General features: G+C 32.0%; 13 protein-coding genes and 1 tRNA gene. 3 read left to right on the top strand and 11 right to left on the bottom strand.

Annotation, left to right across the window (positions count from 1 at the left end; genetic code table 11):
- Positions 1-217 precede the first annotated feature (217 nt).
- On the top strand, positions 218-553 hold the full coding sequence (locus NZD85_RS05915) for a hypothetical protein (RefSeq protein WP_188319699.1): 336 nt from the start codon (positions 218-220) through the stop codon (positions 551-553).
- Here the strand turns inward: NZD85_RS05915 and NZD85_RS05920 are convergent.
- Positions 543-1,709 carry an MFS transporter gene (locus NZD85_RS05920; RefSeq protein WP_260544179.1) on the bottom strand — a complete coding sequence of 389 codons (1,167 nt, stop codon included), beginning with the start codon at positions 1,707-1,709 and terminating at the stop codon, positions 543-545. The two genes, NZD85_RS05915 and NZD85_RS05920, sit on opposite strands and share 11 nt — an antisense overlap.
- A 185-nt stretch (positions 1,710-1,894) precedes the next feature.
- On the opposite strand from NZD85_RS05920, the gene NZD85_RS05925 reads away from it, so the two are divergent.
- Both NZD85_RS05925 and NZD85_RS05930 read left to right on the top strand, forming a co-directional pair.
- Positions 1,895-1,979: transfer RNA gene (locus NZD85_RS05925), tRNA-Ser, on the top strand.
- A 438-nt stretch (positions 1,980-2,417) separates the two neighbouring features.
- Positions 2,418-2,543, top strand: coding sequence for a hypothetical protein (locus NZD85_RS05930; RefSeq protein WP_260544181.1), 126 nt, complete (start codon positions 2,418-2,420; stop codon positions 2,541-2,543).
- 13 nt (positions 2,544-2,556) lie between these two features.
- Here the strand turns inward: NZD85_RS05930 and NZD85_RS05935 are convergent.
- The 10 genes from NZD85_RS05935 to NZD85_RS05980 form a co-directional block, all read right to left on the bottom strand.
- A protein-coding gene (locus NZD85_RS05935) for an IS3 family transposase (RefSeq protein WP_396127089.1) occupies positions 2,557-3,914 on the bottom strand; the annotation gives its coding sequence in 2 pieces (ribosomal slippage) (positions 2,557-3,576 and positions 3,579-3,914; 1,356 coding nt in all).
- 31 nt (positions 3,915-3,945) lie between these two features.
- Positions 3,946-4,203: a helix-turn-helix domain-containing protein gene (locus NZD85_RS05940; RefSeq protein ID WP_260544183.1), complete on the bottom strand. Its 258-nt coding sequence runs from the start codon at positions 4,201-4,203 to the stop codon at positions 3,946-3,948.
- Between the two features lie 20 nt (positions 4,204-4,223).
- Positions 4,224-4,577 (bottom strand): transposase, encoded by a 354-nt coding sequence (locus NZD85_RS05945; protein ID WP_225540762.1) that lies wholly within the window; start codon positions 4,575-4,577, stop codon positions 4,224-4,226.
- Positions 4,578-4,860: 283 nt separating this feature from the next.
- Positions 4,861-5,646 carry an HNH endonuclease gene (locus tag NZD85_RS05950; RefSeq protein ID WP_260544191.1) on the bottom strand — a complete coding sequence of 262 codons (786 nt, stop codon included), beginning with the start codon at positions 5,644-5,646 and terminating at the stop codon, positions 4,861-4,863.
- The gene (locus NZD85_RS05955; RefSeq protein ID WP_260544192.1) at positions 5,639-5,803 is read right to left on the bottom strand and encodes a hypothetical protein; all 165 of its coding nucleotides are present in this window, start codon (positions 5,801-5,803) and stop codon (positions 5,639-5,641) included. Before NZD85_RS05955 ends, NZD85_RS05950 begins: the two co-directional genes overlap by 8 nt.
- Positions 5,804-5,984: 181 nt before the next feature.
- Positions 5,985-6,686 (bottom strand): hypothetical protein, encoded by a 702-nt coding sequence (locus tag NZD85_RS05960; RefSeq protein ID WP_260544195.1) that lies wholly within the window; start codon positions 6,684-6,686, stop codon positions 5,985-5,987.
- Between the two features lie 155 nt (positions 6,687-6,841).
- Positions 6,842-10,297 (bottom strand): DEAD/DEAH box helicase family protein, encoded by a 3,456-nt coding sequence (locus NZD85_RS05965; protein WP_260544197.1) that lies wholly within the window; start codon positions 10,295-10,297, stop codon positions 6,842-6,844.
- Positions 10,298-10,377: 80 nt separating this feature from the next.
- On the bottom strand, positions 10,378-10,926 hold the full coding sequence (locus NZD85_RS05970) for a hypothetical protein (protein WP_260544200.1): 549 nt from the start codon (positions 10,924-10,926) through the stop codon (positions 10,378-10,380).
- 7 nt (positions 10,927-10,933) lie between these two features.
- Positions 10,934-11,956, bottom strand: coding sequence for a restriction endonuclease subunit S (locus NZD85_RS05975; protein WP_260544202.1), 1,023 nt, complete (start codon positions 11,954-11,956; stop codon positions 10,934-10,936).
- The gene (locus NZD85_RS05980) at positions 11,956-13,518 is read right to left on the bottom strand and encodes a class I SAM-dependent DNA methyltransferase (protein ID WP_260544204.1); all 1,563 of its coding nucleotides are present in this window, start codon (positions 13,516-13,518) and stop codon (positions 11,956-11,958) included. Before NZD85_RS05980 ends, NZD85_RS05975 begins: the two co-directional genes overlap by 1 nt.

Raw genomic sequence — 13,518 nt, forward strand, 5'->3', positions numbered from 1 at the left:
TTATGCTATTCTAAATGAATAAAATAATTTTGTAAAAATTTGTTTGAATAATGGAAAATAAAGATAAACGAAGTACCACACAAAAATTAATAGACGATGCGTTTTTTATATTTCTTGCAATTTTGGGTGTTTTTTGTGTTTTGATTATTCTACTTGTGGTATAAGGATGAAATTGTTCGATCCCTACTTTTGTCTCTATTTATTAAGTTGGATTTTCGTGAAAATTACACGTATTTATGCCATCGAAATCGACTATATCAATCATTATTTAACTGATATTTTTGCTGTTCCTGCTATGACTCATCTGGGTTGTTATATCATTTCGAAACTAAAATATAACGGACAATTATACATTTATCCAACATCATATTTAATCATTACAGCTATTGTTTTATCAATTTTAATGGAAGTTGTTATGCCAAAATATTCTACGAATTATACCGGTGATGTAATTGATGTTGTTTGCTATTTTATTGGAATTATTTTTTACTTAAAAGTTCATAAAACCTATTTAATAGAAAAATATTCAAGGAAAACTGTTATTATGCCTTAAAAATTTTCATTCTTCCAACCATAAAAACCATAATCAATCCGAAACATGCAAATAGCGCATAAGAATATCTCAAATCTGAAACCTCTGCAATGTATCCAATAAGTGGAGGGCCCATCAAAAATCCTAAAAAAGATATACTCGAAACCATTGCCAAAGCTACTCCTGGATTAACATTCTTATTTTTTCCGGCAACACTATAAACCGTTGGCACATTACATGCCACACCAAGTCCCACCATCATAAAAGCAATGGTACACACTATAAATTGAGGAAAAAATACCGAAAGCATCAAGCCCGAAAACATCAATATTCCGCTAATTTGTAAAATACGCTGCTTCCCATATTTACTGATAAAATAATCACCAACAAAACGACCTGTAGCCATCATCACCATAAAAGAAGCATAGCCTACGACAACTAAATTTTGAGGCGCTTTTACAATATCTTGAAAATAAACACCACTCCAATCAAACATCGCACCCTCTGTCGCCATACTTAGAAAACCTATTATTCCTAATTGAACCAGCACTATATCAGGTTTTGAGAAAATAGATTTCTTTTCCTTTGCTGGAGACGGAATGGAATCAACCAAATATCTCTTATTCACCATCCAATTCAATACAATTAAACCATAAATAAGTACAAAATGATAAAATGTATTGACATGTAAATTCATCATCAATAAACCAATCAAAGCTCCAGTAAAACCAGCAATACTCCACGCACCATGAAATGACGACATAATTGATTTACCATATATTTTTTCGACCTCAACACCTTGTGTATTCACCGAAATGTTGCACATATTACCAACTACACCAAAAAAGAATAAAACTGCTCCTAATTGATAAAAGTCTTGTGCTAAACCAATACAACAAAGAAGCATTGGATAAATTAGAACAACAATTTGCAATACGTTTTTACTTCCACATTTTGCGACTAACTTGCCCGAAAGCGCCATTGTACACAATTGACCAATTGGCATCAACAACAATAAAGTTCCTAACTGACCTTCTGAAATTCCTAATTCTGATTTAATCGTTGGTATTCGACTTGCCCAAGATGAGAAAGCTAAACCTTGTGAAAAAAAGAACAACGAAACGGCTAAACGAATTCGATTTTTTTGAGTTGATGTATATTCAACGGAATTATTCATGGCTATTATTTAAACTAAAGTGCAAATTTAAGGTCTGAAAGGCCATAGTCAATAAAAAACCTCAAAAATATTCAATTGATAATCATTTTGTTAAAAAATAATTTTAAAATAATTGTTTTCAGAGTTTGGAAAAACGAAAAAGCGTTCTATATTTGCACTCGCAATACAGCAGTAAACGCTGTGTAGGAGAGTTGGCAGAGTGGTCGAATGCGGCAGTCTTGAAAACTGTTGAGGGTCACACCTCCGGGGGTTCGAATCCCTCACTCTCCGCTAATAAAGCCCTAAATACTTATGTTTAGGGCTTTTTTATTTTTGGTTGCTAGCCAAGTTGCTAGAATTTTCAACTATTAATATCACACTTACGCTTCTTTAATTCTAATAATCTTATAACTTTTTATCATTTCAAAGATTAATAAGCTATATATTTTAACTGTTTCTTCGTTAATCAATTTACCTCTATAAACATATAGTATTCAAGTAAATATTATTTATTTAAATAACTAATTCGCAAAATATCTATTATTTAAGGATAATAAAAATTCCAAAATATTCTATAATATATTGATACTATAAAAAATTTCTTTTTTTATAAAGAATAAACTACTGATTAACAACATAATAAAATTTGGAATTTGTTTGGAATCTAAAAAATTAGAAAAAGCTAAAATCGAACATAAATTGTGATTGTAGAATTTTAAAAATATTAACATGAACAATCCATTCGAACCTTTGGTAGATCTTCTTACCAAAATTGATCAAAAACTTGATCGTCTAAATCTTAAAACAAAAGTGTACGTTGTCAAAATGATTTGGACACCTCTTTCTAAAAATTAAGAGAGTGTTTGGTTTATAAATTTATTATTTTTTCTTGAAAATACAACTGCCTTCTTTTTGCAATTGTTTGTTGTTTAATAATTGCTCTTTGTTCCAAAATTTTATCTGCTCTACCAAAATAAACATCCGAAGGTGTAAGGTTGTTCAAAGCCTCATGATACCTAGAATTGTTATAATTTTCTACAAACTTATTTAGAGCTTCTTTCAGCTCATCAGGATGATAATAATGATCTAATTTCACTACATTTTTCATTGTTCTATGATACCTTTCGATTTTCCCTTGTGTTTGCGGGTGTAGTGGTTTACCTCTAACATGCTCCATTTTTTGCGTATTTTTCAAGTAATCTTTTAGTTCACTTGACACATAACAAGGTCCATTATCCGATAATAATTTTGGTTTCTGTTTCGTCTTTAATTTCGCTTTTTCAATTGCTGTTTTTACAGTTCTTTTCACATCTTCAGCTTTCATGGAGCTACACAATTCCCAATGAATAATATATCGACTGTAATCGTCTAAAATTGTGCTCAAATAATACCATCCCCATCCTATAATTTTAAAATAAGTAAAATCAGTCTGCCACATTTGATGAACAAAATTCGTTTTATCTTTAAATTCGTTTGCGGCTGAAATTAAAATATGATTAGGTGATGGAATTAAATCTCTCTGCTTCAATATTCGATAAACACTCGATTCTGAAATATAAATTCCTAATTCATCGGTCATTTTAAAAGCCAATTCTCTAGCAGATAATTCAGGATAATCCAACGCTAATTCTACAATTAAATCCTTCTGAGAATCAGGTATACTATTCCATTTTCGATGGGTTGAATAATTTTTTGATTCTAAACCTTCAAATCCATTTTCTAAATAATTTGAGTACCATTTATAGAAGGTACTCCGTGCAATTCCGAACTCCTCTAAAGTACGTTTAACTCCAATTTCAGAGCGAGTTACAATCTGTATAATTTCGTGTTTTTCACTTGCTGATAATCGCATATATTTCTTGAATTTTGTTTTTAATCCAACGAGTTCAAGGTTTTTTTTACGATATCATAACGTACAACCAAATCAGCTACAATCTCTTTTAAACGCTGGTTTTCTTTACGTAATTCACTTACATCGTCACTTGTAGCTTCTCGAGTAATATCTCCAGACAATCGCTTTTTTCCAGCTTCTAGAAATTCTTTATTCCACTTATAAAATTGAGATTGACTAATACTATATTTTCTACAAAGTTCAGCTATCGAAGTTTCTGCTCGTAAAGCTTCCATTACAATTAAAATCTTTTGTTCCGCTGTAAATATTCGTCTTGTATTTTGACGAATATCTTTTACATATTTCTCTGGAGTTGGTTTTTTGGATGTTGCCATAATTAAAGTTAATGATTTTTAAAACACTACCTTAAATTTTAGGTCTTAGATGTCCACTTTTTGCTGACGATTTACAATCCTTCTGAGAATCAGGTATACTATTCCATTTTCGATGGGTTGAATAATTTTTTGATTCTAAACCTTCAAATCCATTTTCTAAATAATTTGAGTACCATTTATAGAAGGTACTCCGTGCAATTCCGAACTCCTCTAAAGTACGTTTAACTCCAATTTCAGAGCGAGTTACAATCTGTATAATTTCGTGTTTTTCACTTGCTGATAATCGCATATATTTCTTGAATTTTGTTTTTAATCCAACGAGTTCAAGGTTTTTTTTACGATATCATAACGTACAACCAAATCAGCTACAATCTCTTTTAAACGCTGGTTTTCTTTACGTAATTCACTTACATCGTCACTTGTAGCTTCTCGAGTAATATCTCCAGACAATCGCTTTTTTCCAGCTTCTAGAAATTCTTTATTCCACTTATAAAATTGAGATTGACTAATACTATATTTTCTACAAAGTTCAGCTATCGAAGTTTCTGCTCGTAAAGCTTCCATTACAATTAAAATCTTTTGTTCCGCTGTAAATATTCGTCTTGTATTTTGACGAATATCTTTTACATATTTCTCTGGAGTTGGTTTTTTGGATGTTGCCATAATTAAAGTTAATGATTTTTAAAACACTACCTTAAATTTTAGGTCTTAGATGTCCACTTTTTGCTGACGATTTACAATTAGGACTAAAAAATGCGAGAATCTTGTGGAATCTCGCATTTATTATTTTATCTAAAAGTCTATCTAAACTATTGAGGTTGGTTGTTCGATGATAGTGATTAAAAGCCTGAATTAGATTTTGATTTAGTTAGAAATTTAAAATTCTTAAATGATATATACTATACTTTTTAATTTGAGGAGAATATTTGATAATATTAAACTCTACTTAGTCCTTGAATCTATCAAATATCTGTTTAGAATTTTTTAATTCAATTATTTCTGCGTTTTGAAATGAAAAATTACCGTTAGTTGATTTATGCTTTATATTCATATAAAGAGAATTATGAAGATCATTAATGGAAATATCCTTTTTCAACATTATAAATATTAAACCTAAATATTCAAATTCAAGTATATTATCATCTTCAAATAAATAATCATATTCTATGTGAATTAGATTCATATCATCTAATTCAATTTTTTGGTCAGCTACTAGATAGATATAATCCTTTTTCCACATAAATAATGGAATATCATAATTATCATTTAAAATACATTTCTTATAAAATTCAAGATCAAGTTTATTATAAATTTTGGGATAGGCAGTATAAAATTCCGATATGAATATTTTGAAAAAAGCTTTCTTAAAAAAATTAAAAAAGCTATTAGAATAAAATGTACTCTTCTTTAAAACATCTTTAAAATCTAATTTCAACTTACCATCTTTTAGTAATTTTACGCTATAAAAATGACTTTTTGGTTTAATAATATGACTTTTGTTTAAATCATTATTTAAAATATACTTTATATAGCCAATTACAGAAGTAAACGAACTTTCTAAAGAATTGTATTTATTATCTATTGGATTACCAAATAATTCATTGCAAGAATCACATTCACAATCATATTTTCTTTTACCACCAATTGATTTAGGAATAGTATGAGCTATCTTCTTTTTACTATGTTCAGTAAGTGGTGAATTACACCATAAACAATTCTTTTCGTTAAGCATTTTCTACAATTTGGATTTCTTCTGGGGTTAGTTCATATAAGTCGTAAACCATTTGGTCGATTTGTTTATCTGTTGCTTGGATTTGATTTACTTTTTGTTTTTCGATATTGATTAAGTCCATTATTTCTGCTTTTTGGTAAAGTGTCATTTGTATCATATTGCGTTAGTTTTATTGTTTGTTAATATATGTAAAAAGTTGATATGAGTATTTATAGGAAACTGTTTTATGGGGTTTTCGCCTTACTTTTCGATACAAATTTCTTTAATGGGGAATGAAAATTATACGAGGGGATTAATAAAAAACCTCAACATAAGAATTGAGGTTTCGTCATAAATTATTATTGTTTAATAATAGGAGTTAACTCTTCTTTTAATTGATCAAATTCTTCTTTCGTCATCATTTCAATTTCCATTAATTCTTTAGCTTCTTTAAGTTTTTCGATAGCTTCTTCACGAGTCATTTTTCTATTCTTTAATAGTATTTCACCAGACTCTATTGCTAATTCTGAATCCATGACACTCAAATATTTATTAACACCAAATGCTCTTCCATTTATTTCACCTAGTACCATTACTACATATAAAGGTTTATTTTTACTCCCTCTGTGAAACGTTTTTATCTCTTTAACAATTACCTTCGTATTTTTAAAACTATTGTCAGCCATACTAGGAGCATCACCATTCATTGCTGCCATTATTTTACCAAAACCAGCAGGTCTTCCCATTTGTATAAATTCGTAAGTTTTTTTTGAAACACCTCTAGATTGTCCTATACCACCTCTTAATTGATTGCCATAAGAACCAGCTACAGTTTTTGTTCTAATCTCTTCAGACGTAGGAGAACCTAAAATTAAAGTATCGCCAATACTTACAGTATTTTTACTACTGGTAATGTATTGATTAACTTCTGTACCATTTTTAATGGTATTAAAGAAGTTAATGTCTTGTGTATTCTCATACGTTAATTGTTCAATATTTTCTTGAGCATACAACATATTAATTGATAGTAAAGCTAGAACTAATGATAGAATCTTTTTCATCGTTATTTGAATTTTGTTTTAAACATTAATTAATTTCTATTGCAAGTTTACAGCTCATTTATGCAACCTATTTGCATAGTTATTTTTACTTTATAAAAAAATCCTCCACGTGTTGTGAAGGATTTTTATCGTATTTTGTTCAAAAGAAATTAATATTAAGAAACACGTTGTGCATTCTCGTTAACTTCATCAATTAATCGTATGATTTTACCAATTTTAGCCGTATCCTCGAACACTCCAAAAATACCAGAATCACTATAATCTGTAAATGGAGGTTGTGTCAACATTTTTTTGTCTAGCACCCCATTCACATTTAGGTAATCGATGATTTTTTCTACAAAAATAATTTGATTAGAATTTAAATTTTCTGCTTGAATGAAATCTGTGAAATGTTGTTCAACAGCAGTTCTTTCTAATCCTAATATTTTACGAACAAATAAGGTTAATGAATCTGTTTGGTATTCCTTTTCTATTTCTTCTACTTTAAATTGTTCGTGTTGGAAGAAATTTTCTAACAATTCTAATTCTTGCTGAGTAATCGGAATATTTTTGTATAATTTATCAATAACAATATGATTCTTATTCTTACGAATAAAATTCTCGACACGGTCTTTATAGCTTTGTAAAGAAGTATATGTCGCCATTAAATCATATTCTTCCACTTTATTATTATCCAAAGAATCTTCCAAGTATGTGTACACTGGTTTTTCTTGATTTGTGTTTTTTAAGAATTGAATTAAATCGCGTAATTCAGCACGTAAAGCTTCAATACGTGCCAATGAAATAGCGCCCCAAAATTGATCTGTTGAAACTGCTTTGATGGTTGCTTCACTTGGTTTTACTGAAGGAATATTTAATTTACCTTCTAAGGCTTTTCCAATTTCAGCAATGTTCGAAATTAATTTTTGCTGTCTTTTTTCCCCATTTAAAATTGCTAATTCTAATTGATAAATTAATAAATCGAACTTTTTAGCCATTTCATCCTTATCCTCGTTGTATGAAATTAAATGCGAAATATGATTTTGAATTTCTAAGATGGATGAATTGTTTAAACTGTACCAATTATTAATGTCGCGGTATTTTAATACAGCTTCCAAATGTTTACGCACTTCGAAACGTTTATCGTCTAATGCGACCACTTTTTGATGCAATTGTTTGATGTAATCATCTGCAAAAGATTTTTCTTCTTCTGTTGCTTTCGTGTTGCTTTGAATTGTAAATACAACTTCTGTTTGTGCTTCAAATAAACGTTGCTGTAAAGGTTTTACAGTTGTTGATTGATGCCCATCTGGAAATTCTTCAAAGAATTCGAAGTTGCCACAAATGTCAAAAATTAAAAAGAATTCTTTGTCTTTTCCTGGACCAAATACATTGGCACATTTTCGTGTTCCACGCCCCACCATTTGCCAGAATTTAGTGTAGGATTTCACTTCTTTAAAGAACACTAAATTTAGAACTCTAGGTGCATCGACCCCTGTATCCATCATGTCTACAGAAACTGCAATTTGAGGCATTTTATCAGGACCCTTGTCGTAACAAAAATCTTCTAATAAAGCTTGTGCGTATTTCGTTTGATTATCGATGACTTGTAAAAATTTGTTTCCATATTCTGGATACATTTTATTGAAACGCTCTTCGATAAACATAGCGTGTTTATGATTTTTCGCAAAGATGATTGTTTTACCTAATTTATCACCCGATTCTACTTTTAGTCCATTGTTCATTAAATGCTCTAAAACTAAATCGACCGTCTTTGCATTGAAAAGAAAACTATTGATTTTGTTGCTTGGAATTTCCACATCCTCTAAAAGATCTTCATCCGTATTGATTCCGAACACTTCTTCGAAATGTTTTTTATCTTTCTCTGATAACTCGCGGTATTTAAGCCCTTCTCGTTGAAATTTCACAGGCACTTTATAGGCTTTTGCAGGCACTAAATATCCTGCTTCTACAGCTGCATCTAATTCGTATGCAAACGTTGGGTTATCGTCTTCAATATCAAATAAATCATACGTATTTCTATCGATGTCTTTTTTTGGTGTAGCAGTTAATCCAATTAGCAATGCATCAAAGTACTCAAAAATTGCTTGGTATTTTTGATAAACCGAACGGTGAGCCTCATCAATAATAATGACATCGAAATGACCAATTCCGAATAATTTATCTCCTTCGTTTTTTACCTCATCAATACGATTTAGCATCGTTGGATAAGTAGAAAAAACAACACGCGTATCTTTTACGTCGTTTTCTTCCGTTAAATTGGCCGTTGATAAATTTGGTAAATGCTCGTTAAATGCATTTTTTGCTTGTTTAACTAAAGCTGTACGATCTGCTAAAAATAAAATACGTTTTGCCCAGTTGTATTTTGTCAACATTTCGACTATGGCTGCGGATGTACGTGTTTTACCACTCCCTGTTGCCATTACCAATAATGCTTTACGGTTACGACCTACCAAAGAAGTTTCGTTAGAAGTTACAAAAGCTTCGGCTACACGTTGTATGGCTTGCATTTGATAGGGACGTTCGACTATATTTTTATTGACTTGAAAGCTACGAATATCCTTGCGTTCCGTTCTTCTACGAATTAAAGTCTGTAATTCTTCTTTGGTATAGAATCCTGAAACTTTTCTTGGAATATAAAATGTATCGTCCCATAAATAGGTTTTATATCCGTTGCAGTAAAAAATAATTGGTCGTTGTCCAAATTTTTCTTCTAAAGCGTTGGCATATAAAAAGGCTTGGTATTTTCCTTTGTCTGCATCGTTTAAGGTACTTTTTGCTTCGACCACTGCTAATGGTTTGCCATTATCGTCCCATAATACATAATCGATAAAACCATTACCTGATGGATTTGCTGAAACAGGCATGTTATGGATTGGATATTCAACATCGTGTCCATTTACAAAATTATTCCAACCTGATTCCCTTAATGCTAAATCAATCAGTTGTTTTCTGGTTTCTTTTTCAGAAGTTAATTCGGGCACATCAACTGTTTGCTGATATTGTTCGATACGTTCCTCTTTACGCGCAGCAATTAATTGATTTTTGGCTTCAATTTCAGCACGAAGTTTTTCGTTTTCTTCGGCTAATTGCTGTTCACGTTTAATGGCTCTTTCGTGCGCTAGTCTTTTTTCCTCGTTCTCTTGAAGTAATTTTTCAATTTCTTTTTGAGATTTATCTTGTTCGTTTCCGTAAGGAATAACTTTTTCATCGAACGGAGGAATAATCGGATCTGTTTCGCTGTAGTACTTGCTAATCCATGATAAGAAACGAAACATATTTTTTAAAGCTTGTAACGCTTCGTATCCAGTTACTTTTTTACCATGAGCTCCATTGTTTCCAATTTTACGCACCACATCAATTTCTTGAAACATTGATGGTTTTACGATCGTTTTAAAAGAATCTGAGAACAATAAAGCAGCGAGATGTGTTTCGTATGGGCGATCTAACTCTTCGTCGTTATCGAATAACCAAGTTATAGCATTTTCTAAAGTGATACGACATAATACCGCTGCATGGCGAGGTGCAGTGAAAGCAAATTTTTCTGCTTCTTGCATGTCCTTGTACCATATAGGATATTCGTGTTTTAGAAAGGTGAAATTAGAGTTCATTGTGTTGTTGATTAGAAAGTGTAAGTTAGCAATATATCAAAAAAGCACAAAGGATTTCTTTGTGCTTTTCTATGATCTATTTAATGTCTGCACAAAATAGGATGGCCATATTGTAACCGCCATAATTTTTCTATTTCGCTGGCATACTTGTTATATGCGTTTTCTTCTTTTAAGAAGGGTAAGACTTCGTGATGCTTAGGATCATCGAAATTAAAAAATGAAACGGCAAATTGGTCGGTGTCTAAATTTGTATTAATAATATTTAACGTGCCTGTCCTTGGGTTATTACAGTTAAATTCTTGCCGAATACGTTCCCTCAGACCAAAACTTGGCTTTAATTGGTTTTTATAGCCTCCAATCCCGTTGTATATCACTTGATAGTTCTTGGCTTTGACTTTACAAATCCCTTGAAAATCTTTTCGTTGATTTGTGAGGTATGCCATGTTTACATGACGACTACCTACATTGGGTTGATACTCCATCGCCGCCAATTCATCGAACGTATAAGCTGTCCAAATCCAATATAACCCTCTTTGCTTGGTTTTTAGGTATGCATTAAGTTCTTGGAAAGGAATTAATGCTTTTAATTGTTCTTGCTGAATGTAGGCTATCGATGAAAGATTTACCATATTTGTTTTACTTTTTAAATGCTTGTTGCAATAAGCTGTTGAATAAATTTTCGCTTTGTTGCAAGGCTTGTACTGCCAACTGTTTTTGTGTTTCTATTGCCGAAACCCTTTCTGCGAATTGGTTTTGAAGTTCAAGTGGAATATTTGGAATATTTTCTTTATGAACTAATTTTCTATCTAAAGTTGGAACACCTGCACCGTGAGAAAACCTTTCAATTTTAAAATACCTTAATAAATATTCTAAGAAAATAATATTATTATCATTAGTCTTGTAAGAATACAATGAAGTATTTAAAGGCCAACAAGGCTCTATAGACTTATGAATTAATCCTATTGTACCAGATCTTCCTGTTATTAAACAAGGTTTATCTGTTTTATAAGTATCGTGATAATCTAAAATTCCGTTAGAACCAAAAACTGGTATTTTTCCATCTTTAATTCTATCTTGAACAGGTAAATCATATCCTCTTTTTAAACTCATTACATTTTCAAAATTAACCATTTCCCACCCTTTTTCATTTTTCACGGGATCGCCAAACATATCGAGGAAGAGCGATTGGGTAAGGGCATCGTATTTGGCGATGATTTCTTCGTTGTAACGGATGATTTCTTGTGCCTTGTCCAGCTTTTCGACAATTTGCTTTTGGATTTCTAATGCGGGTTTTAATACTTTTACTTTTGATAAGTTTTCTCTTGTAATCTGCGGTTGAGCAGAACCTGAAATAACATCATTAAATCCTCTTTGAGATAAATAATAGTATAAAAATTTTAAATCATAATCTTTTGATAAGTTATCTAAAGCCATTGCATTACCATTTACATAAGATTTAGGTAATGAAATGTTTAAAGTTCCGCAAGTAGCACCACGACAAGTAATTAATAACGTTGGTTCTTCGTGAGTGTATTCATCATAAAAGCCAATAATACCGTTTGCTCCAAAAACTGGATAACCATTCTCTTTTAATTGTGAAGTAGAAATCGTCTTCCATTGTTTTGGTCTGCAAATATCTGTTAATAATACTTTCTCCATTACGCTAAAAGTTTTTCCAGTTCTACAATAGCAGCTTGGCGTTGGGCGTCTAACTTTTTGATGTCTTCGATAATGTCTTTTGGTGCATTGTAGTGTACTTCTTCGTAAACGACTTCTTTGTATCGGTTAATGCTTAGGTCGTAATCGTTGGCTACAATTTCGGCTTTCTGGACAAGGAAGGATTGTTGAGTGCGTGCTTCGACAAGCTCAGCAACCGCACTTTTATCTAATGTTTGTAGTTTGTGCCAATCCATTAGAATAGATGGGATATCGCATTTGTCAGCAACTTCTTCTAGTATATTTTCGGGTTCTGAGAAAACTTGAGCTAAAGCTTCTTCAGAAATCAGTAGATTGCGCTTGTCGTCTAAGCTATATCCATCGGCTTTCATATCATAAAACCAAACGTTATCTGTACCTCCAGAGTTGGTCTTTGTAAAGATTAATATCGCTGTAGAAACCCCTGCATAGGGTTTGAAAACACCACTCGGCATTGAGATTACCCCTTGCAACAATTGCTTTTCTACCAACTCTTTGCGGATGTTTTTGTGCGCGGTAGAACTCCCAAACAAAACGCCATCTGGAACAATAACTGCTGCACGACCGCCTAATTTTAGCATGCGTAAAATAAGCGACAAGAATAACAATTCGGTTTTCTTGGTTTTGGTTGTTTGCAACAAACTTTTTTCTACCTCATCATAATCTAAAGCTCCTTTGAATGGTGGATTGGCTAAAATTAATGAATATTCGTTGGCAATGGCATTGCTTTCGGCTAAAGCGCTTCCATCGATTGCTACAGGATTATCAATGCCATGTAATTGTAAATTCATCATCGCGATACGCATCATCGACGGGTCGATTTCAATTCCATTAAACATCTTACTGTTGTAGTGGTTACGGAACTCTTCGTCTAGGAACCAATCGTTGTGTTTTTCTTGGATGTATTGGCTTACATTGACTAAGAAACCCGCAGTTCCCATGGCAGGGTCGCATACCGTTTCTTCTTTTGTTGGTTGCATTAATTCGACCATCATACGAATGATGTGGCGAGGTGTACGGAATTGTCCATTTGTACCCGCTTCGGCAATTTTAGACAACATATATTCGTACAAATCTCCTTTGGTATCTTTTTTATCGAGCGGTAATTTATCGATTTGTTGAACGACTTTATCCAATAATTTAGGCGTTGCAATCATAAAAGTTGCCCCTTTCATGTATTCTGAAAACTTACCGCCATCGGCACCAATGGTTTTCATAAAATCGAATGCTGTGATGTTGTCTAATTCAGGTTTCTTTACCGTGAAAATCTCCATCATCTCTTCTGGTTCTTTGTCTTTAAAGAAACTCCAACGCAATGGTTTTTGCTTATCAGAATAGATTAATTCTTTATGAGATGCCCCTAACATTGCGATTTCTTTTTCAATTAGGATTTGTCTGTCGTCTAATTGTTTCAAGAAAATTAGGTAGGTAAATTGTTCGATAACCGTTAATGGATTAGAAATTCCTCCTGTCCAGAAGTCGTTCCAAATTTTATCGATTTGAGATTTGATTTCGCCTGTTATCAT

The sequence above is a fragment of the Empedobacter stercoris genome (assembly GCF_025244765.1).
Lineage (GTDB): Bacteria > Bacteroidota > Bacteroidia > Flavobacteriales > Weeksellaceae > Empedobacter > Empedobacter stercoris.